Raw genomic sequence first — 19821 nt, forward strand, 5'->3', positions numbered from 1 at the left:
GACTGTTCCCTGATGGGCAAGCGACCGCTTAGTATGCGATCGAGCCCGGTCAGACGAAGCAGTCCCGTGGAGGCCCCGCATGCAGGCATGGCAAGTGCACCAGAACGGCGAGCCGAGCGAGGTGATGCGCCTGAGCGACGTGGAGCAGCCGGTGCCCGGCGAGGGCCAGGTGCTGCTCAAGGTGCGCGCGGCGAACATCAACTTCCCGGACGCGCTGATGATCCGCGGCCACTACCAGGTCCAGCCGCCGCTGCCGTTCACGCCCGGCGTGGAGATCTGCGGCGAGACCGAGGACGGGCGCCGCGTGATCGCGAACCCCGCGCTCCCGTACGGCGGCTTCGCCGAGTACGCGCTCGCGGACGCCGCCGCACTGCTGCCCGCGCCCGACGCCCTGGACGACGCAGAGGCCGCCGCCCTGCACATCGGCTACCAGACGGGCTGGTTCGGCCTGCACCGCCGCGCCCACCTGGAGGCGGGGGAGACCCTGCTCGTGCACGCGGCCGCGGGAGGCGTCGGCAGCGCCGCCGTCCAGCTCGGCAAGGCGGCGGGCGCCACGGTCATCGGCGTCGTCGGCGGAGCCGAAAAGGCCGCCGTGGCACGTGAGTTGGGGTGCGACGTCGTGATCGACCGGCGCACCGAGGACGTCATCGCCACGGTCAAGCAGGCCACCGGCGGACGCGGCGCCGACGTGATCTACGACCCCGTGGGCGGCGAGGCCTACGCCCAGTCCGCCAAGGTCGTCGCCTTCGAGGGCCGGATCGTCGTCGTCGGCTTCGCCAGCGGATCGATCCCCAGCCCCGCCCTCAACCACGCCCTGGTGAAGAACTACTCGATCCTCGGCCTGCACTGGGGCCTGTACGGCACCAAGAACCCCAAGCTGATCCAGCACTGCCACGAGCAGCTCACCGAACTCGCCGCACGCGGCGCCATCAAGCCGCTGATCAGCGAGCGCGTACCGCTGAGCGGTACGGCGGCCGCCGTGCAGCGCGTCGCCGACGGCGTCACCACGGGACGCGTCGCCGTGCTGCCCGCCCTGGAGAACGGAGTCGCCGCATGACCGCCACCACGGTCGACGCCGCCGAACTGCGCCGCCGCACCCAGGAGTTGCTGGCCGCATACCCGCCCGGGGCTACGGACCGCCTCGACTTCCTGCGGGCCCGCTTCGACGCCGGGCTCGCCTGGGTGCACTACCCCGAGGGCCTCGGCGGACTCGCCGCCCCCCGCACCCTCCAGGCCGTCGTGGACGCGGAGCTGGAGGACGCGGGCGCCCCGGACAACGACCCGCGGCGCATCGGCATCGGCCTGGGCATGGCCGCCCCGACGATCCTCGGCTTCGGCACGGACGAGCAGAAGCAGCGCTTCCTGCGGCCCCTGTGGACCGGCGAGGAGGTGTGGTGCCAGCTGTTCAGCGAACCGGGCGCCGGATCCGACCTCGCGGCGCTCGGCACGCGCGCGGTCCGGGAGGGCGAGGACTGGGTCGTCAACGGGCAGAAGGTGTGGACCTCCAGCGCCCACGTGGCCCGCTGGGCGATCCTCATCGCCCGCACCGACCCCGACCTGCCCAAACACAAGGGCATCACGTACTTCCTCTGCGACATGACCGACCCCGGCGTCGACGTGCGGCCACTGCGCCAGGTCACCGGCGAGGCCGAGTTCAACGAGGTGTTCCTCACCGACGTCCGCATTCCCGACGCGCGGCGCCTCGGTGAGATCGGCGACGGCTGGCGGGTCGCGCAGACCACGCTGAACAACGAGCGCGTCGCCATCGGCGGCATGCGCATCCCGCGCGAGGGCGGCATGATCGGCCCCGTCGCCAAGACCTGGCGCGAGCGCACCGACCTGCGCACACACGACCTGCACCAGCGGCTGCTGAAGCTGTGGGTCGACTCCGAGGTCGCCCGGCTCACCGGCGAGCGGCTGCGCCAGCAGATGGCCATGGGCCAGCCCGGTCCCGAGGGCGCCGGCATGAAGCTCGGCTTCGCCCGCCTCAACCAGGAGATCAGCGGCCTGGAGGTCGAACTCCTCGGCGAGGAAGGCCTGTTGTACGAGGACTGGACCATGCGCCGCCCCGAACTCGTCGACTTCACCGGCCGCGACGCCGGCTACCGCTACCTCCGCTCCAAGGGCAACAGCATCGAGGGCGGGACCAGCGAGGTCCTGCTGAACATCGTCGCCGAACGCGTCCTGGGACTGCCGTCCGAGCCACGCACCGACAAGGACGTCGCCTGGAAGGACCTCGCCCGATGACAACGCAGAGCACCCAGCCCGACCTGTTGTACTCGGAGGAGGAAGAGGCGCTGCGCGCCGCCCTCCGCGACCTCCTCGCCGACCACTGCGACGCGGCGGGCGTGATCGCCCGCATCGAGTCCGACACCCCGCACGACCGCGCCCTGTGGAAGGCGCTGGCGGACGGCATGGGACTCGCCGGTCTCCTGGTTCCCGAGTCGCAGGGCGGCCAGGGCGCGACCGCGCGCGAAGTGGCCGTGGTCCTGGAGGAGTTGGGCCGCGCCGTCGCACCCGTGCCGTATCTGACGAGTGCCGTGGTCGCGACGGAGGCGCTGCTCGCCTGCGACAGCGAGGAGGCCGCCGGGCTGCTGACCAGCCTGGCGTCCGGCCGCACGATCGGCGCACTCGCGGTCGCGCTGAACGTCGCGCCGGGGACCGCCTTCAAGGCCGTACGCCATGAAGACGGCGCCCTGCACGGGGAGTTGACGGGGATCGCCGACGCGGCGGCGGCCGATGTGCTGCTGGTCCCGGCGGACGACGGAGCGCTCTACGCGGTCGACGCCGACGCCGCCACCATCACCGCGCAGGTCTCCCTGGACCTCACCCGGCCGGTCGCCACGGTCACCTTCGACGGAGCCCGGGCTCGCCGGATGGGGGACGCGGAGCCCGCGGTACGCCGCGCCCTGCGCGCCGGAGCCGGACTGCTCGCCTCCGAACAACTCGGGCTCGCCGACTGGACACTGACGGAGACCGTCCGCTATCTCAAGGAACGCAAGCAGTTCAACCGGCCCGTCGGCGGCTTCCAGGCGCTCAAGCACCGGCTCGCGCAGCTGTGGCTGGAGGTCGTCAACCTCCGTGCCGCCGCCCGCAACGCGGCTGACGCGCTCGCCACGGGCGAGGACGCCGACGTGGCGGTGGCCGTCGCCCAGGCGTACGCGGCGCCCGTCGCCGTCCACGCGGCCGAAGAGGCGCTGCAACTGCACGCCGGCATCGGCATGACGTGGGAGCACCCGGTCCACCTGTACCTCAAGCGGGCGAAGGCGGATTCGATCGCGTACGGCACCGCGGGCGCCCACCGTGAGGCACTGGCCGAACTGGTCGACCTCCAGGCCCCCTGACGTACTCCTGAAAGGCCCGGGCAAGCCCCGGAGAAGCCCGCCCCACCTGGGGCGGGCTTTTTCGTGTGCCCTGCTCCGGTGAAGTGAACGCATGACGGCAGTCCAGCCAACTCCCGTCACACACCTGCCCCTTGAGCCATCGGCACTCGCATACTCGCTGAGGTCCCGTACGGCCCTTCCCGGGAGGCAGAGCATGGCCCTCACCACTCGTCGCAGAGCCCTCACCACCCTCGGCGCCGCCCTCGCGGGCACGGTCGCCCTGCCCGCCACCCGCGCACTGGCGGGCGAACACAAGCACGGCCCGCGCCCGCTGTGGCGCGCCCACGCCCACAACGACTACGAGCACCCGCGCCCCCTGTTCGACGCCCTCGACCACCGCTTCGGCAGCGTCGAAGCCGACATCTACCTGGTGGGCGACCAACTCCTCGTCGCCCACGACCCGGTGGACCTCGACCCGACCCGCACCCTCGAATCCCTCTACCTCGCCCCGCTCGCCGCCCGCGTCAAGGCCAACCGCGGTTCGGTGTACCGGGGTTATCACAAGCCCCTGCAACTCCTCATCGACATCAAGACCGAAGGCTCGTCGACGTACCTCGAACTCGACCGACATCTGCGCCGCTACCGGCACCTGTTCACGACGTACGCCCACGGGCGGGTGTTCCCCGGCCCGGTCACCGCCGTGATCTCCGGCGACCGCGCCGCCCGCGCACCCATGGAGGCCCAGCGTGTCCGGCGCGCCTTCTACGACGGCCGCCTCACCGACCTCGGCACCGCGGCTCCCGCCTCCTTCGTCCCGCTGATCAGCGACAACTGGACGCTCAACTTCAGCTGGCTCGGGGACGGTCCGTTCCCCGACGCCGAGCGCGAGAAGCTGCGCGGCATCATCGCGACGGCGCACGCGCGCCGCCAGAAGGTGCGGTTCTGGGCCACCCCCGACCTCGCGGGCCCGGCCCGTGACGCGCTGTGGAGCGAGCTCCTCGCCGCCGACGTCGACTACCTCAACACCGACGACCTCGCCGGTCTGGAGTCGTTCCTCGACACGCACGAACGGGTGTAGACACCAGGCGCGGAGACCCGTGTTCGAAGGGGCACGGACACCACACGTTCGGAGGACACGTCAGCCGCCCGGACGAACCCCCCGCTACGCGACACTTGCGGCCGAAAGCCGCGGTGTCGACGTGGCGGAGGAGGTTGACGATGGCCATTTCCATCTCTGTGGTGGTCCTGCTGCTGATTCTCGCGGTGGTATTCCTGCGCAACGGCGCGCTGAAGCTGTCGCACGCCCTGGTCTGCGTCCTGCTCGGCTTCTACCTGGCCAGTACCAGCATGGCGCCGACCATCCACGAGGGTCTTACGGCGACGGCGGACATCGTGAGCAGCCTCAATCCGTGACGTCGCCGACGAGCTTCGCCGCGCTCTCCTCGTACTCCAGGCAGAGGCGTGCCTCGTGCACGCGGCCGTGCACGCAGGCGTGAGCCGCGTTCGTCACGGCGGCGGCCGCGTACCAGGCAAGATGGGCGCTCCGGGAGGCCGCGTCAAGCGCGCCGCCGGCCGGCTCCGGTTCCGTTTTCCTCAGGTGAGCGGCGGCGGCCTGGATCTGGTCGAAGCTGTCCAGCAGGGTCCGCAGCGTCACCTCGGGGCCTCCCGCCAGCCGGTTGCGGACCTCCGCGAGCGCGCCCCTGAGGACATCAGGGCTGCCCGCTCCGGTCCGCTCGTGGAAGTGGTCGAAGTGCGGCAGGAGCCGCTCGGCCGCCGCCGCGGCAAGGCTGGTGCGCTCGTCCACGGACAGCGCGGCGAGGTCCGTCACGGTGTGGAGAACACCCCGATGCCGTTCGGAACCGGACGCTCCGCGCCTCCGCTCGGATGGTTGCGCACGCTGACCGCCTGCGCCCCCGGCTCTCGGGCGACCAACGTGGTGGAGCCGCCGCCGTCGAGGCTGAAGGCCTCGTCGGAGCCCAACTTCCTCATGGTGGCCGCCACTTCGGCGATGGTGAGACCGCTGCGGTACTCGGGGGCTCCGTCCAGGGCGAGCAGCAGCAGACGGCGCCCGCCGTCCGAGATGCCCACCGCGGTCCGTACCGCCGAGGTCGTGTTGTCGAGACCGGGCAGCGGCTGACCGTGGGCGAGGACCGGGTAACCGCCGAGCGCGAAGCGGTACGAGACCTTGCTGGTGCGCGCCACCAGGCGGTGCCGTACGAGGACCGGCACGCCCGTCGACAGCTTCCGCAGCTGCCGGGCGCCTTCCTCACGGCCGACCAGGACGGTCGTGCCCGCCGCGACGGGCCCGCTGCCCGGTGTGCCGGCCGACGACACCACCCGACCGTTTCGGACCGTCACCTCATAGGTGTCCGCACTGCAGGGCGCGGCCCGGTCGGTGTCCGTGCCGCAGGTGGCCCGTACCCGGGAGACGCTGCCCCAGTCCGAGGTGAACGCACCGATGGAGTTCTCCGGCAGCGCGTACTGGTTGAGCCCGCCCAGCGGAAGCCGTCCCTCCGGGGTGCTCACGGAACCGTCGAGAGCCAGGCCGTCGAGCCGGGCCCGGCCGTCGACGCCGACACCGAGTACGTCCTTGGTGCTGGTACCCGGCGGCAGCGCCGGCCCGAACCGCTGACCGTCCGGCACCGCCGCCTTGAGCGGGCGCCCGCTCGCGATCGCCGGGCCCACGGTCGCGCCGGTCGCCTCGACCCCCGGATGCTGCGTCTCGGTGATGTTGAAGAAGTCGCCGTTCACCCCCGCGACGGCGCCCTGGCTGTCGGCGAGCCGGGAGACGGGCGCACGGGCGGCGACGGCCCCGGGGTGGAGCAGGTCGAGGCGCACATGCGGGTTGCCGAGGTCGACGCCGACCACATGCGCGTGCGTCACCCCCTTGGCCGCGGGGATGTCGAACTCGGTGTACGTGACGCCGGGTGCGAGGTCGGCCGCAGCCGCCGCCGCGCTCTGCGCACCGCTGGCCGGTGCCGCCCCCACCAGGGCCGCTCCGGCCAGCGCGCTCCAGGCCGCGAGAACCGTCAGTGCCGTTCTGAACCGTCCGCTGCGACGTGTCACAGTCCCCCCTGATGTCTCGTCAACTCTCGCAGGACACAGGGGAAGTGCACCAGATGGCGGCGGCCGCCCGGGGGACTACGTGCCGACGACGCGGGAACGGATCAGGAAACGCACTCCTTCGGGTGCCTCCAGTGAGAAGCCGCTGCCCCGGCCCTGCACGACGTCGACGATCAGCCGCGTATGGCTCCACACCTCGTACTGGCTCCTCGACATCCAGAAGCCCACCGGCTCGCTCACCCCCTCGACCTCCAGCTCGGCGAGCAGGATGTCCGAGCCGCCGGTACGGAATTCACCCTCCGGGTAGCACATGGGGGCGCTGCCGTCGCAGCAGCCGCCGGACTGGTGGAACATCAGCGGCCCATGAGCGGCCCGCAGCAGCCGCAGCAGATCGGCGGCCGCCGGGGTCAGTTCCACGCGGGGGATCACGTCCATCGGCTCTCCTCGCAAGCTGCCGGATCCAGTCGGCCGCGGGGCGGCCGCTCCGGCGGCCCATCCAACTCCCGGCGACGTTGCGAGGAGGTTGCACGGGCGGGAGCGAGGGTTCAGGAGGGTACGCAGACCTCTTTGCCCTTGAGGGTGCCCTGCCCGATGACCTCGATGAGCGGGTGGACGCAGCCGGCGGCGAGATAGGTGCGCCATGTGTCGGTTCCCGTGTTGCTGCCGGGGACGAGCGGGCCGTAGACGGTCGAGTGGAAGTTCGCGCCGCCGCCGGTGTTGTTCTGCCAGCCGAGCCGGACGTGAATGGAGTCACCCGCCCGCTTCCAGTAGCCCACCCCGATGGTGCCCTGTCCGCCGACCCTTCCGGTCACGTCGATGCACAGGTCGCCGTTGCCGAGGTCGGTGCAGCGCTGGACGTAGGCGGTGGGGGACGCGGGAGCGGCCGGTGCGGCCTCGGCCGGAGCCGCCGTCGTGGCGAGCAGCAGGGTGGCGGCGGATACGCCCAGCGTGGTCGCGAGTGTGCGCATGCTTCCTCAATTCCATGGGTGGACAGGGCGGTCGGCCTCCCTGTCCCGGGCCTGGCGGCCCCTGGCGCTCGGTCGGCAGGAGTCTTGCCGGGGCATGTGACGTGCGGCAATGGTTTCGAACCGGGTCGAATCATGGACGGACCGCGCTGTCGGTGACCCTTTCGGGCTCTTCTAGAATTCTTCCGACCATGCTCGGGGGCTTCGACGGGAGCATGGTGATCAGAAGGGGACATGTTGAACGGCGAGCAGGCGGCCTTCGGGGGGCTGCTGCGGGACTTTCGGCTGTCCGCGTCACTGACGATCGAGGGCCTGGCGGAGGCGTCGGGCGTGAGCGTGCGGGGCATCGGGGACCTGGAGCGGGGGCGACGGGCGGCTCCGCAGCGGCGGACCGTCGCCGCGCTCGCGGACGGTCTGGGGCTCGCCGAGGCGGCACGCGAACGCCTGCTGACGGCCGCCCGGGCCGGGCGCAGCCCCGGATACAGCCCCGTGGGGGTGCGGTCCTTCCCGCGTGGCATCGACGACTTCGTCGGCCGGACGCGGGAGTTGGCCCGGCTCGCGCAGTTCGCCGGGCAGGCGGCGGCCCGGCACGATTCCGACGGGCGGGACGATCAGGACGGGACAACGGGCGGGTACGCCTCCGACGGTTCGGCCGATCACGGGAGCCCCGCCGCGCGGGGTCCGGCCGCGCAGCCGGTGGTCGTGGCCGTGTCCGGGCCGCCCGGCACGGGCAAGACCACGCTGGCCCTGCGTGCCGCGCGAGAGCTGGCCGAGCAGTTCCCGGACGGGCAGCTGGTCGTGGACCTGCGCGGCATGGACAACGACCCGCCCGAGCCGGCCGAACTCCTCCTCGGCGTGCTCAAGGCCCTCCAGGTCGCCGACCGGGAACTCGCCAAGGCCGGACCGCAGGGCCATCCCGCGCTGTACCGCCAACTGCTCGCCGACCGGCGGTGCCTGCTGGTGCTGGACAACGCCCGCGACGAGGCCCAGGTACGCCCCCTGCTGCCGGGCAGCGGCGCGGGCATGGTGGTCGTGACAAGCAGGCGCATGCTCACCGGCCTGGAGAGCGTGCACCGCCTGCCGCTCGGGGAACTCGACACGCAGGAGGCCGCCGCGTTCCTGACCGCCCTCGTCGGAACGGAGCGCGCGAGCGCCGACCCGGCCGCCCTCGACGACGTCGCGCGCAGCTGCGGCCACCTCCCGCTCGCGCTGCGGGTGGCGGGCAACTGGCTGGCCACCCGCACCGGCTGGACCGTACGCCGGCTGGCCGACCGCCTCGCGCAGGAGGAACGGCGCCTGGACGCGCTCTCCGCCGGGGACGTACGGGTCGCGGCCGCCTTCGACCTGTCGTACCGCCAGCTCACCCCCACCGCAGCCCGTCTCTTCCGCCGGCTCGCGCTGATCCCGGGCCCGGACGCGGGCGCTGCCTGCGCCGCGCAGCTGACAGGACAGCAGCTGTTCGACGCCGAGGACGCCTTGGAGGAGCTCGTGGAGACCGGGCTGCTCGGCGCGGACCGCGACAGCTATCGGCTCCACGACCTGCTGCGACTCTTCGCCCGCGCCCGGCTGGAGGCCGAGGAGAGCGTCGAGGACATCGCCCCGGCCCGGGCGGCGCTGCACCGCTGGCTGCTGGAGACCGCGATCGTGGCCGGCCGCTGGTTCGAGCCCGACCATGGCGCTCCGGCCGCCGACTGGCAGGGCATGGTCGACCTCGCCACCGCCGACAAGGCCCGCCAGTGGCTGCAGGCCGAGGGCGTCAACTGGCTGGCGGCCCTGCGCACTGCCGCGGCGGCCGGGGATCACACCACAGTGGTGGAGGTGGCCGAGGCCCTGCACTGGTTCTCCGACCAGTGGGTCTTCTGGGGGCACTGGCCCGAGGTCTTCGGCACCGCGGTCCGCTCCGCGCAGGCCCTGGGTGACGCCCTCGTCGAGGCGACTCAGCTCAACTACCACGCGTGGGCCCTGCTCCTGTGCGAAGGCCGCCCCGGTGACGGCCTCGTGCGCTCCGCCGAGGCGCTGGCGGCGGCCGAACGTGCCGGTGACCTGGCCCAGCAGGCGTGGGCCCACAGCTACGCGGCCTGGGCCCACCGGCTGCTGGGCGACGCCGAGCGGTCCATCGACGCCATCAGCGAGTCCGCCCGGCTGTTCGAGGCCGCAGACGACATCCACGGCACACTGCAGGCCATGAGCGGCTACGGCATCGCTCTTCTCAACGCGGGCCGGACCGAGGAGGCCCTCGCCGCCGACCTGCGCACACTCGCCTTTCTGGCGGAGAACGGCGACTGTCTGGAACCCCACATCGCCGACATCGGCCGGCTCAACCTCCATGCGGGCATCGGCCGTGCCTATACGGCTCTGGGGCGCGGGAAGGAAGCCGTCGCCCACGCGCAGACCGCAGTCGACCTCTGTCGTGCCAACAACAACACGGCCCTGCTGAGCCGTTGCCTGGTCCGCCTGGGCGAGGCATTCGCCTCCGCCGGACGGACGGCGGAGGCGAAGGACGCCTTCGCCGACTGCGTCTCCGTCGGTCTCGGTGCCGACCTCGAATATGTCGCCGACGCCCGCGCCCGGCTGGCGGGTCTCGACGCCCACTGATCCGTGCCGGTCGCCGGTGTCGCTTCCGAAATCACAGTAGACCCGCCGGGGCAGGCGGTTCGATTCCCTCAGTGCACTGCGCTGTTCCGGCAGTGCACTCCTCGGATCCCTGTCCGCCCGGGCCGGTGCTCTGATCTTTCTGCCTCCTTTGTGCCTGGAGGCCGGGGCCGCCCGCTGTTTGGCTTCCGGTGGCGGGGATGCGAGCCTCCTCGGTCCGCGTGCGCTGCGGATCCGAGGTCTCCGCCGCTTACGCACGGTGGAGAGGAGAACCAGGTGAACCTGGTGTTGACGACTGCTTCGGTACCCGACGAGGAGAAGGTCGGGTACTGGCGGGACGCGGTGGGCAGGGCCCTGGTGCCGATGGCGGTCGTCCCGCGTGCCGAGGGGCCGTTCGCGGGCCGGATCGCCTCCGGCCGCCTCGGGTACCTCAGGGTCTCGACCATCGAGGCGGACGCCCAGCGCGCCAGCCGTACGTCGAAGCACATCGCCCGCTCCGCACGGGCGTTCGTGGCGATCGGCGTCCAGATGTCCGGCACGGCCACCCTCGTTCAGGACGGCCGCCGGACGGTCGTGGGAGAGGGCGACCTCATGGTGTACGACACCTCGCGGCCGTACTCGCTCGACCACCCGGAGCGGTTCACCACCCGGGTGATCCACATGCCCCGCCAGGTGCTGGGCCTGCCGGACGAGGACATCCACCGGATCACCGGCACCGCGATCGGAACCACGGAGGGCATCGGCGCCGTACTGATGCCTTTCCTGGGCACGCTGGTCGCCTCGGCGCACTCCTACTCCCCGACCGTCGCGAGCGGGCTTGCCTCCAGCGCGGTCGACCTCTTCGCCACCCTGGTCGCCGACAGGACCCGGCACGGCGGCGCAGCGGAGGAGGCCGGGCAGCGCCATCTCGTCCCGCGCATCCGCGAGTTCATCGACCGCAATCTGGGGGATCCCGACCTCTCACCGGAAGCCGTCGCGGAGGCGCACCACATCTCCGTGCGGTACCTGCACCGGCTCTTCGAGGGCGAGGGCATCACCGTCGGCCGGTTCGTCCAGCGGCGTCGCCTGGAGGAGTGCGCCCGCGAACTGGCCCGCCCCGGCAGCACGTCACCCGTCGTCTCGGCGATCGCCCGGCGCTGGGGATTCGTCAACCCCGCCCACTTTAGCCGGGTGTTCCGAGCCACCTACGGTTGCTCCCCGCGCGAATGGCGCATCCTGCGCCTCGCCGGGGGTCTCGGCGCGGGGGAGCCGAACGCCGTGACGCCCGAGTCGGAGGCCGCCTGACCGGCTCCGCGACACCCTCTGTTCGGCGATCGGGTCCGAAGTCGCGGCTTCGCCTTTCGTTCCTACGGTTCCGTAGGCGCCGCGACCGGCCGGTGCGGGCCCGCGCTCTCTCATGCGCCCCATGCGGAAGACCCGGAACGTGAAGCTCAGGCGCGCACCAGCGGCGTGTCGACCAGGTGCTCGGCGAGGAACCAGGCCTGCAGCTCGCCGGTGCGGATCACCTGCGAGACCAGCAGGTCGTTGGTGCCGTCGTCGCCCGACTCGGCCGCGCAGGCAGCCGCGTCATGGGCCTGGGTCAGGATGCTCTCGTGGGCCTGGAGCAGCCGCGAGAGCATGGCCGGGACCTCCTCCACCCCGTCCGGCGGGCGCGGGATCGAGGTGATCTCGGCGACGTGCCGGGGATCCCCCACGGAGACGCCGCCCAGGGTCTGGACCCGCTCGGCGATCGTGTCGACGAGCTCCAGCTGCTCTCCCGCGTGCTTGTCGAGGAGCAGGTGGAGTTGGTAGAAGGTCGCGCCGCGCATGTTCCAGTGGTGCTTCTTGTAGAGGCCGTAGAGGATCTGCGTGTCCGCCAGAACCTGGTTCAGCCGCTGGCAGGAGTACATGCGCGCGTCGTAGGACAGTCCGAGCGGGAACTGCTTGACGGTCCCGAACTCCTGGATGACCGCGCCCTTCTGGTGCAGCCAGGGCTGGCTGCTGGTGGGCTGGGACGTGGTGGTCATGGCGGGCCTCCTGCGGTGCCGTGCTGTGGGTACGGAGGTGACGGTAGGCGGGGGAGGCGGGGGCGAATTGCTCCGCAGCGCATGGGGTGGCGTCTGTGAGCGCACCGGGCACCGGGGCGCCGGCCAGGTGTTCACTATCGGGCGGACAACCGTGCGCTCAGGGACTCGTCGTGTCGTCCCACCGCTCTAGCGTCGGTGCCCGACGGCTCGTCGGACAGCGGCACGGGCAGCGGGCAGGGAGACGTGGGAATGGCAGAAGAGCGGGCGGATGTGGTGGTCGTCGGGCTGGGGCCGGGCGGTGAGTACGCCGCGGGCACGCTGGCCGAGGCCGGTCTGGACGTGGTCGGCGTCGAGGCGGAGCTCGTCGGGGGCGAGTGCCCGTACTGGGGGTGCGTGCCCAGCAAGATGATGATCCGGGCCGGGAACCTGCTGGCGGAGGCGCGGCGCGTGCCCGCCCTCGCGGGGGACGCGCATGTGACGCCGGACTGGGATCGCGTCGCCGGACGCATCCGCGAGGAGGCCACCGACGACTGGAACGACCAGGTGGCGGCCGACCGCCTGACGGCCAAGGGCGGCCGGCTGGTCCGCGGCAGGGGCCGGCTCAGCGGTCCGCGGCGGGTGACGGTCGGCGGGCGCACCATCGAGGCCCGCCGGGGCGTCGTGCTGGCCACCGGCAGCCGGCCGCGGATTCCGCCGGTGCCCGGGCTCGCCGGGACGCCGTACTGGACCAACCGGGACGCCATGGCCGCCAAGGAACTGCCCACATCCATGCTGGTCCTCGGCGGCGGCGCCATCGGCGTGGAAGTGGCGCAGGTCTACGCCCGCTTCACCTGCCGCGTCACCGTGGTCGAGGGGCAGGAGCGGCTGCTGTCCCAGGAGGAGCCCGAGGCGGGGGAGCTTGCCGCGCGGGCGCTGCGGGCCGACGGCGTGACCGTGCTGACCGGTGTGCGGGCGCGGCAAGTGAGCCATGACGGGGCCGAGTTCACCGTGCTGCTCGACGGAGTGGCCGACCCCGTGCGCGCCGAGCGGCTGCTCGTCGCGACCGGGCGGCAGGTCGAACTCGCCGGACTGGGCGTCGAGTCGGTGGGACTCGACCCGACGGCCGGGGCCGTGCCCACGGACGGGCAGATGCGGGCGGCGGAGGGCCTGTGGGCCGTCGGCGACATCACCGGGCGCGGTGCCTTCACCCATATGTCGATGTACCAGGCCCAGATCGCCGTGCGGGACGTACTCGGGAACCCCGGTCCCGACGCGGACTACCGGGCGCTGCCCCGCGTCACGTTCACCGATCCCGAGATCGCGGCCGTGGGCCTCACCGAGCGGCAGGCCCGGAAGCAGGGGCTGCGCGTGCGCACCGCGGTGGTGTCCAATGCCGACTCCACCCGTGGCTGGATTCACGGGCCGGGCGGCGAGGGGTTCCTCAAGCTGGTCGAGGACGCCGACCGGGGCGTCCTGGTCGGCGCGACCTCGGCGGGACCGGCCGGAGGCGAGCTGCTGTACGGGCTGAACGTGGCCGTCCACGCGGAGGTTCCCGTCGAGCGCCTGCGGCACATGATCTACACGTACCCGACGTTCCACCGGGCCGTCGAACCGGCGCTGGCGGCCCTGCGTTGACCGTCCCGCGCCGATCCGTACCTCACCGATCCGCCCCACAGCGATCCACAGGCGTGATCCGTCATGGTCCACCGGTGGTGAGCCGGGCGGCGACACGGTCCAGGTCGAGGTGGTGGTGCTCGGTGCCGGGCGCCACCATCGCGTCGGTCCGCCGCAGGAAGGCGACGATCGCGGACGCCCGGATCTCCAGAGTGGCCGCGTCCCCCTCCCTTGTGCTGAGCAGGACGTGGACGGTGTCCGGCGAGGAGGGGTGCCTTGCGGCGGTGCGGCGCCGTGGCGTCACCTGTACGTCCCCGATGCCCGCGGGTCCGCGAAGTCCCTCCGCGAGGAGCGACCGGGCGAACACCCAGTCGACGGACGCGGTCGTGGGCGCTCCGACGGCCAGGCACACGGCGTACGGGTCGTCGCGGTCGTACCGGAACTCGGCGGGCAGCGGTATCGGCGGTCGGCCGGCGGGCGTGACGTGGATCTCCAGTGGAAAGGCGATCGAGTGTTCACCCGCCGCGTCGGCGAGAGGCTGTTTCACAGGGCCCCCTGTCTGCGATTGTTCCTGCGGTTCGGTTCATCGGTCCAGCGGTGTGGGGGGAGGGGGTGGTGCCGATGACCGTACGGCGAGCGCGTGGGGGCGTCTTGCCGAGGGACGCACGAAGTGTTGCCCGAAGAAGAACCGACTCATGCATGCCGACCGGACTCAGGTTGCGGAGGCGCGGCCGCCGGGTGCGGCGTCAGTGGTCCGCACGTACCGGGTGCCTGCTCATGATCGAGACCCGGTTGAACGCGTTGATGGTGACCGCGACCCAGATCACTGCGGAGATCTGGTCGTCGGTGAGGGCGTCCCGGGCGGCGGCGTGGGCGACCTCCTGCGCGGCGGCGTCGGACGGCTCGGTCGTCGCCTCGGCCAGGGCGAGGGCCGCGCGTTCCACGGGGGTGAACAGCTCCGTGTCCCGCCAGGCCGCCAGCACCCCGAGCCGCCGCGTGGTCTCACCGGCTCGCAGGGCGGCGCGGGTGTGCAGGTCGAGGCAGTAGGCGCAGCCGTTGAGCTGCGAGACGCGGAGGTTGACCAGTTCCACCAGGGTCCGGTCGAGCCCCGCGTCGGAGGCGACCCCGCGCACCGCTTCCGAGGTCTGCACCAGGGCGTGGTAGGCCTTCGGGCTCTGCTTGTCGATGAATATCCGCTGTTCCGCGGACCCCGGCGTCGGGCTGTTCAACCTGGGACTCCTTCATCGTCCTACGACCGATGCAAGTTGTTTAATGTGAAACTACCATGAGTGGGGAAGGCGGTCCCGCGAGGAAGTACGGGCCGACCCGCCCACCGCTGACCACCGACCATCGAACCCCCATCAACCCGCCTGCGACGCAAGGAATCCGATGAGCCAGCCCACCCCCGCTCCCGTCGTGGAGCGCAACGACGACCGCCACCGCTACGAAATACTGGTCGACGGCAAGCGCGCCGGCCTGACCGCCTACCGCGACCACGGCGCCCAACGCGTCTTCTTCCACACGGAGATAGACGACGCCTACGCCGGACAGGGCCTGGCCGCACAGCTGGTCGAGCACGCACTCACCGACGTGCGCGCGCTGGGGAAGAGGATCGTGCCGGTGTGCCCGTACGTGGCCAAGTTCCTCAAGAAGCACGACGAGTTCACCGACATCACCGACCCGGTCACCCCCGAGGTCCTGCGGTGGCTGGAAGGGGAACTGGGCTCTCGGAATCCGAGCGCATGAAGTTCATCCACCGTCGGGACGCGACCCCCGCGCCTTTCTCGTGATCACACGCATTGCCCCCGGCAGTCTGTCAGGGGGCGATGAGAAGGATCACTGCGCGTCGGTGAGCAGGAGGCACGGAAGGGCACGCTCCGTGGCTCCGCATTCTGCGTCCGGCCCGACCCGGTACAGGTGGGCCCGTGGCGTGCGGGTCACCGTCTGCGTCAGGAGGCCGTCTGTGAAGAGAGCGCCGACGCCGTCGTCCAGTGCCCACCCGGCGGGGAGCGCACCGGTTGCCACGGCTGCTTGGTAGGAGGTGCGCCGGCCCGGTTCGCTGTCGTAGTGCGGGCAGACCGAGCCGGCCGGCAGGCCCAGGCCGTCCAGGAGAAACGTCAGCGGTCCGAAGGAGTCGGTCTGCGAGCCTTCGGCCCAGCAGTTGGCGCCCGCGCTGATGCCGCACAGCAACGTGCCGCGGTCGTAGGCCTCGCTCAGCAGCCGGTCCACGCCGTGCGCACGCCAGACCGCCGGCAGGTTCGCGGTGCTGCCGCCCCCTGCGTACACGACGTCCTGAGAGAGCAGGAACGTGCGCAACGCGGTGTCATCGAGCTCTCTGCGGAACAACGGCAGGACACTGGGCTCACAGCTGCGTGAGTGAAACGCAGCGAGAAATTGCTCGGAGCAGCCGGGGGCATCACCACTGGCCGTATCGAATAGGGGACCAGTGGCGGGCACGCCGCCTGGTGGCCGACTTCGGGGCCGACATGGACGCTCGCACCGCCTGTCGACAGGACACTTGAGGACTACCGGCGGGAGAGCCGGCGACGCCTGTTCGGCCAGTGCTCGACGGGAGACGGCCGTTTTCAGGAGACGTGAGGTCGGGTCGGCGTGTGACTGTCGCAGGCTGACGTGTGTCCGCGGATGTGCGGGATCAGCCCGCGTGGCCGAGTTGGGTCAGGGCCAGGTCGAGTGTGTCGGCGAAGAAGTCCGCGGCGGTGGTGTCGATGCACAGCGGGGGCTTGATCTTCAGGATGTTGAGGTGGTCGCCGGTGGGCTGGACGATGACGCCGAGGTCGAGCATGCGGTCGCAGAGTTCGGCGGTCTCCTCGGTGGCGGGCTCCAGGTTCGCGCGGTCGCGGTCGCGGACGAGTTCGAGGCCGAGGTAGAGGCCCGAGCCGTGGACCGCACCGATGACGGGGTAGCGGTCCGCCAGGGCCTGGAGCCGCTTCTTGAGATGACCGCCGACTCGGACCGCGTTGCCCTGGAGGTCTTCGTCGCGCAGGGCGTCCAGGACGGTGAGGCCGACGACGCTGGAGACCGGGCTGCCTCCGGTGGAGGAGAAGAAGTAGCCCTGCTCGCGGTACCGGTCGGCGACCGGCCGGGAGGTGATGACGGCGCCGAGCGGGTGCCCGTTGCCCATGGCCTTGGCGACGCAGACGATGTCGGGGACGACCTGCTGCTGCTCGAAGCCCCAGAACCAGTGTCCGAGTCGGCCGTAGCCGGCCTGGACCTCGTCGGCGACGGCCAGGCCGCCGTGCCGCCGGACCGCCGCGTACACCTCGGCCAGGTAGCCGTCGGGCAGGGCGACTCCGCCGGCGTTGCCGTAGAAGGTCTCGCTGACGAATGCCCCGGCAGGGCGCCCGGTGGCGGCCAGTTCGTCGATCACCGCGACGGCCTCCGGCGCGTAGCGCGCCGCGTGCGTCCCGCGGTGGCGGCCCCGGTAGGAGTTGGGCGAGTCCACGGTGTGGACCCAACCGGGGCGGGTGGCAAGGGCGTTGGGGTTGTCCTGGAGGGAGGTGGAGACGGCGTCCGAGGCGTAGGTCCAGCCGTGGTAGGCCTCGCGCACGGCGACCACGTCGGGTCGGCCGGAGGCGCCGATGGCCAGCCGCAGGCCCAGGTCGACCGCCTCGGAGCCGGAGTTGACCAGGAACACCGTGTCCAGTGGTTCCGGCAGCAGGGCGGCGAGGCGTTCGGTGAACTCCACCACCGAGGCGTAGTGGAACCGCGAGTTGGTGTTCAGCCGCCGTAGCTGCCTGGCCACCGCCTGTTCGACGCGGGGGTGGGCGTGGCCCAGCGGGGTGACGTTGTTGACGATGTCGAGGTAGGAGCGGCCTTCGGTGGACAGCAGGTGGTGGCGCCAACCCCGTTCGATCCGGGGCGGCGTGGCGTAGTAGTGCTCCTGCACCGTCGCGAACACGCCACTGCGCCGCTCCAGCAGGTTGGTCCGCTCCTCGCGGTCCGTGGCGGCCAGGCCCAGGAGCGGGGCGGGGTCGGCGGTGAGCGGCAGCCAGCCGGCGGCGTACTCGGGACGTACCAGGGGCGGGACGGCAGGGCTGTCGGACGTGCGCAGTGCGATGCGGGCGCGGCTCCCGGCGGGGAGGTGGACGAGGTCGTCGCCCGCCCGGACCGTTGCACCGGCGGTGACCACGGCAGCGGCGGCCGGGAAGGACACCGTCAGCACAAAGGGGCCGTGGGTGATCTCCATGATCCCCGCCCCCGCGGAGAGGACTTTCCCCGCGCCGGGGGCCTGGATCACCGCCGCCCGACCGAGTCGCAGGTCAATGCCGGTGGGAACCGTCGCGCCGGAGCGCGTCGACAGGGCCGGGGCCAGGCTCAGCCGCGCCTGGGCGTACCGGGTGGCGGTCGCGGCCGCGCCTTTCGCGAGCGCGGCGGCCGAGTGCGCCTCCTCGGCGTCGGTGTCGAGCCACGCGCCTGCGTCCATGGAATCGGAGTCGGTGGACAGGTCGAGTACGGCGATGCGGTCGCCGGTGATGTCGCGCAGCAGGGGGAGTTCGGGATCGTCGGCCGTGACAGGGGCGTCGGCGAAACCGATCGCGTTCCTGACAAGCCGGGTCATCACCGGCAGCGGCAGGCGGACGGCCTGTTCGAAGATGCGCCACTCGCGGTCGAGCGCGCCTGTGGCGTACGTGTTGTCCGCGTCGACGGCGGCCTGCTGCCGTCCGCTCACGACGAGGCCGCCGGCGCGCATGACCACGAGCGGCCAGAGCGCCTCGGCCTCCGCGGCGGACAGCGGTCGCACCGCGTGGAAGGCCCGGACGGCGGGCAGCACGTGATGCGGTTCGACGCCGTCGTGGTGGAGGACGGAGGAGAGTGCGACGGCGAGCTCGCCGATCGCCCAACTCGCCGTCAGGTCACCGAAGTCGATGACCCCGTCGGGCATCGGAACGCGACTGCCCGGTCGGCGGATCAGGTTGTCGTCGGTGAGGTCCAGGTGCACGGCCTGGCGCGGCAGCGCGGCGGCGAGCTCCTGGACGCGGGCCCAGGCCTCGGCGGTGGCGTCCTCGACGGCGCTCCGCCGCTCGGGCTCGTCGATGTGCCCGGCGAGGGCGGCGACGACGCGGTCGGCGTGCCGCAGGTCCCACTGGAGGACACGATCGAGTCCCGGGTGACGGAAGTCGCGCAAGGCGGTGCTCACTCGGGCGACGATCGTTCCCATCGCCGCCACCGTGCCGGGGGACATGTACCGAGGTCCGGACAGTGCGCCGCCCGCCAGGTGGCGCAGCAACCGGGCGACGGCCGGCCCGCCGTCGGTGTCGATGGTCGTACGGCGGGGGGTGCCGTCGGGGTGGCGCAGCACGGTGGCGACACGCAGGTCGGGGCAGGCCGAGGCGATCAGGTCGGCGGCTGTGTCCTGTGCCTCGATCTCCACGGGGCCGAAGGCCGGGTTGGCGATCTTCAGGACCGCCACGGCCGTCCCGTTTCCGTCCTGCAGCAGGAAGTTGGCATCCTGCTGGCTCCCCAGCGCCTCCGCGTGCGCGTCGATCCCGAGGTCGCGGGCGGCTATGAGCTCGGCCTCGGCCGGTGTGGTCCGCGGCGCGGGGAGTGCGTCCTCGGCGAAGAAGTCGATCGTGCGGTGCTCGGTGTGCGGCATGGCGAGGTCCTCGGCGTGGTGCGCGGGGCGGGGGCGGATCGGGGTGGGCAGACGCGTTTCAGTCGACGTGCCACAGGAAGCGGTGGGTGTGGATCCCGAAGTAGGGGAAGTTCTCCACGGCCGTGACGCCCTCGATGGCCCGTACGACGTCGTTGACGAAATCCAGCAGGTCGTGCGGCCGCGCGCAGACGACCTCGACGAACAGGTCGAAGGCCCCCGCGGTCAGGACCGCGTACACGACCTCGTCGTGCCCGGAGAGCGCGTCGGCCACCGCCCGGGGGTCGCCGTCGATGCGCAGGCCGAGCAGGGCCATCGCCTGGTTGCCCATGGTCATCGGGTCGGTCACCCCCACCACCTGCACCGCCTTGGCGTCGATCAGGCGCTGCAGTCGGAGCCTCGCGGCTGACGGTGACAGGCCCACCTTGGGCCCCAGGTCGGCGTAAGGGATCCGGCCGTCCACCTGCAGCTCCCGCAGGATGGCCCGGTCGATCTCGTCCATGAAACACCCTCTTCGCTCCCGGAACCATGGTCCGGAATACCGTTTCGAGCACCATGCCGGTTCTTCGCACTCGAATCAAGTGTCATGACGCTCGAATCGAGCGATCGAAGGGATGCGGGCGCTTCAAGCGAGCGAAGGGTGGGGCGGGCGCTCGCTGTCGACCGGG

At 72.0% G+C, this 19821-nt stretch carries 19 protein-coding genes; 9 read left to right on the forward strand and 10 right to left on the reverse strand.

The window, feature by feature from the left end; all coding sequences use genetic code 11:
• Positions 1–79 precede the first annotated feature (79 nt).
• The 5 genes from ACN6LB_RS03640 to ACN6LB_RS03660 all read left to right on the forward strand — a co-directional run bounded on the left by ACN6LB_RS03640 (position 80) and on the right by ACN6LB_RS03660 (position 4736).
• On the forward strand, positions 80–1057 hold the full coding sequence (locus tag ACN6LB_RS03640; protein WP_445024510.1) for an NADPH:quinone oxidoreductase family protein: 978 nt from the start codon (positions 80–82) through the stop codon (positions 1055–1057).
• Positions 1054–2247: an acyl-CoA dehydrogenase family protein gene (locus tag ACN6LB_RS03645; RefSeq protein ID WP_445024511.1), complete on the forward strand. Its 1194-nt coding sequence runs from the start codon at positions 1054–1056 to the stop codon at positions 2245–2247. The genes ACN6LB_RS03640 and ACN6LB_RS03645 overlap by 4 nt, the downstream gene beginning before the upstream one ends.
• Entirely contained in the window at positions 2244–3344 is a 1101-nt protein-coding gene (locus ACN6LB_RS03650; protein ID WP_445024512.1) for an acyl-CoA dehydrogenase family protein, read from the forward strand. Before ACN6LB_RS03645 ends, ACN6LB_RS03650 begins: the two co-directional genes overlap by 4 nt.
• A gap of 193 nt (positions 3345–3537) precedes the next feature.
• Positions 3538–4401: a phosphatidylinositol-specific phospholipase C/glycerophosphodiester phosphodiesterase family protein gene (locus ACN6LB_RS03655; protein ID WP_445024513.1), complete on the forward strand. Its 864-nt coding sequence runs from the start codon at positions 3538–3540 to the stop codon at positions 4399–4401.
• Between the two features lie 140 nt (positions 4402–4541).
• Complete coding sequence (locus ACN6LB_RS03660) at positions 4542–4736, forward strand: hypothetical protein (RefSeq protein ID WP_356136438.1); 195 nt, start codon at positions 4542–4544, stop codon at positions 4734–4736.
• On the opposite strand, the gene ACN6LB_RS03665 is transcribed toward ACN6LB_RS03660, so the two are convergent.
• The 4 genes from ACN6LB_RS03665 to ACN6LB_RS03680 form a co-directional block, all read right to left on the reverse strand.
• Positions 4726–5151 carry a hypothetical protein gene (locus tag ACN6LB_RS03665; RefSeq protein WP_445024514.1) on the reverse strand — a complete coding sequence of 142 codons (426 nt, stop codon included), beginning with the start codon at positions 5149–5151 and terminating at the stop codon, positions 4726–4728. The two genes, ACN6LB_RS03660 and ACN6LB_RS03665, sit on opposite strands and share 11 nt — an antisense overlap.
• Positions 5148–6389, reverse strand: coding sequence for a phosphodiester glycosidase family protein (locus ACN6LB_RS03670; protein ID WP_445024515.1), 1242 nt, complete (start codon positions 6387–6389; stop codon positions 5148–5150). The genes ACN6LB_RS03665 and ACN6LB_RS03670 overlap by 4 nt, the downstream gene beginning before the upstream one ends.
• Positions 6390–6464: 75 nt before the next feature.
• Complete coding sequence (locus ACN6LB_RS03675) at positions 6465–6821, reverse strand: DUF779 domain-containing protein (RefSeq protein WP_445024516.1); 357 nt, start codon at positions 6819–6821, stop codon at positions 6465–6467.
• A 110-nt stretch (positions 6822–6931) separates the two neighbouring features.
• The gene (locus ACN6LB_RS03680) at positions 6932–7354 is read right to left on the reverse strand and encodes a hypothetical protein (RefSeq protein WP_445024517.1); all 423 of its coding nucleotides are present in this window, start codon (positions 7352–7354) and stop codon (positions 6932–6934) included.
• Positions 7355–7585: 231 nt separating this feature from the next.
• Here ACN6LB_RS03680 and ACN6LB_RS03685 point away from each other — a divergent pair, with 231 nt between their 5' ends.
• Positions 7586–9946: an ATP-binding protein gene (locus tag ACN6LB_RS03685; RefSeq protein ID WP_445024518.1), complete on the forward strand. Its 2361-nt coding sequence runs from the start codon at positions 7586–7588 to the stop codon at positions 9944–9946.
• A gap of 273 nt (positions 9947–10219) precedes the next feature.
• The gene (locus tag ACN6LB_RS03690) at positions 10220–11227 is read left to right on the forward strand and encodes an AraC-like ligand-binding domain-containing protein (RefSeq protein WP_445024519.1); all 1008 of its coding nucleotides are present in this window, start codon (positions 10220–10222) and stop codon (positions 11225–11227) included.
• Between the two features lie 146 nt (positions 11228–11373).
• Here the strand turns inward: ACN6LB_RS03690 and ACN6LB_RS03695 are convergent, their stop codons facing one another.
• Positions 11374–11949: a Dps family protein gene (locus ACN6LB_RS03695; RefSeq protein ID WP_445024520.1), complete on the reverse strand. Its 576-nt coding sequence runs from the start codon at positions 11947–11949 to the stop codon at positions 11374–11376.
• 249 nt (positions 11950–12198) lie between these two features.
• Between ACN6LB_RS03695 and ACN6LB_RS03700 the strand changes: the two genes are divergently transcribed.
• Positions 12199–13563: a dihydrolipoyl dehydrogenase family protein gene (locus ACN6LB_RS03700; protein WP_445024521.1), complete on the forward strand. Its 1365-nt coding sequence runs from the start codon at positions 12199–12201 to the stop codon at positions 13561–13563.
• 61 nt (positions 13564–13624) lie between these two features.
• On the opposite strand, the gene ACN6LB_RS03705 is transcribed toward ACN6LB_RS03700, so the two are convergent.
• Positions 13625–14089: an SsgA family sporulation/cell division regulator gene (locus ACN6LB_RS03705; RefSeq protein ID WP_445024522.1), complete on the reverse strand. Its 465-nt coding sequence runs from the start codon at positions 14087–14089 to the stop codon at positions 13625–13627.
• 199 nt (positions 14090–14288) lie between these two features.
• On the reverse strand, positions 14289–14771 hold the full coding sequence (locus ACN6LB_RS03710) for a carboxymuconolactone decarboxylase family protein (RefSeq protein ID WP_445024523.1): 483 nt from the start codon (positions 14769–14771) through the stop codon (positions 14289–14291).
• Positions 14772–14931: 160 nt separating this feature from the next.
• Between ACN6LB_RS03710 and ACN6LB_RS03715 the strand changes: the two genes are divergently transcribed.
• Positions 14932–15288 (forward strand): GNAT family N-acetyltransferase, encoded by a 357-nt coding sequence (locus tag ACN6LB_RS03715; RefSeq protein ID WP_445024524.1) that lies wholly within the window; start codon positions 14932–14934, stop codon positions 15286–15288.
• A 90-nt stretch (positions 15289–15378) separates the two neighbouring features.
• Here ACN6LB_RS03715 and ACN6LB_RS03720 read toward each other — a convergent pair whose 3' ends face one another.
• The 3 genes from ACN6LB_RS03720 to ACN6LB_RS03730 form a co-directional block, all read right to left on the reverse strand.
• Positions 15379–15999: a Type 1 glutamine amidotransferase-like domain-containing protein gene (locus tag ACN6LB_RS03720; RefSeq protein ID WP_445024525.1), complete on the reverse strand. Its 621-nt coding sequence runs from the start codon at positions 15997–15999 to the stop codon at positions 15379–15381.
• Between the two features lie 196 nt (positions 16000–16195).
• On the reverse strand, positions 16196–19156 hold the full coding sequence (locus ACN6LB_RS03725) for an aminotransferase (protein ID WP_445024526.1): 2961 nt from the start codon (positions 19154–19156) through the stop codon (positions 16196–16198).
• A 58-nt stretch (positions 19157–19214) separates the two neighbouring features.
• Positions 19215–19655, reverse strand: coding sequence for an Lrp/AsnC family transcriptional regulator (locus tag ACN6LB_RS03730; RefSeq protein WP_445024527.1), 441 nt, complete (start codon positions 19653–19655; stop codon positions 19215–19217).
• Positions 19656–19821 lie beyond the last annotated feature (166 nt).

Source organism: Streptomyces sp. SAS_270 (assembly GCF_052543295.1).

Bases quoted from the DNA above. Each gene is read 5' to 3' on its own strand.
- ACN6LB_RS03640 (WP_445024510.1), top strand. From the start codon at position 80: ATGCAGGCATGGCAAGTGCACCAGAACGGCGAGCCGAGCGAGGTGATG.
- ACN6LB_RS03695 (WP_445024520.1), bottom strand. From the start codon at position 11,949: ATGACCACCACGTCCCAGCCCACCAGCAGCCAGCCCTGGCTGCACCAG.
- ACN6LB_RS03700 (WP_445024521.1), top strand. From the start codon at position 12,199: ATGGCAGAAGAGCGGGCGGATGTGGTGGTCGTCGGGCTGGGGCCGGGC.
- ACN6LB_RS03650 (WP_445024512.1), top strand. From the start codon at position 2,244: ATGACAACGCAGAGCACCCAGCCCGACCTGTTGTACTCGGAGGAGGAA.
- ACN6LB_RS03675 (WP_445024516.1), bottom strand. From the start codon at position 6,821: ATGGACGTGATCCCCCGCGTGGAACTGACCCCGGCGGCCGCCGATCTG.
- ACN6LB_RS03680 (WP_445024517.1), bottom strand. From the start codon at position 7,354: ATGCGCACACTCGCGACCACGCTGGGCGTATCCGCCGCCACCCTGCTG.
- ACN6LB_RS03655 (WP_445024513.1), top strand. From the start codon at position 3,538: ATGGCCCTCACCACTCGTCGCAGAGCCCTCACCACCCTCGGCGCCGCC.
- ACN6LB_RS03725 (WP_445024526.1), bottom strand. From the start codon at position 19,156: ATGCCGCACACCGAGCACCGCACGATCGACTTCTTCGCCGAGGACGCA.
- ACN6LB_RS03685 (WP_445024518.1), top strand. From the start codon at position 7,586: ATGTTGAACGGCGAGCAGGCGGCCTTCGGGGGGCTGCTGCGGGACTTT.
- ACN6LB_RS03645 (WP_445024511.1), top strand. From the start codon at position 1,054: ATGACCGCCACCACGGTCGACGCCGCCGAACTGCGCCGCCGCACCCAG.
- ACN6LB_RS03730 (WP_445024527.1), bottom strand. From the start codon at position 19,655: ATGGACGAGATCGACCGGGCCATCCTGCGGGAGCTGCAGGTGGACGGC.
- ACN6LB_RS03715 (WP_445024524.1), top strand. From the start codon at position 14,932: ATGAGCCAGCCCACCCCCGCTCCCGTCGTGGAGCGCAACGACGACCGC.
- ACN6LB_RS03660 (WP_356136438.1), top strand. From the start codon at position 4,542: ATGGCCATTTCCATCTCTGTGGTGGTCCTGCTGCTGATTCTCGCGGTG.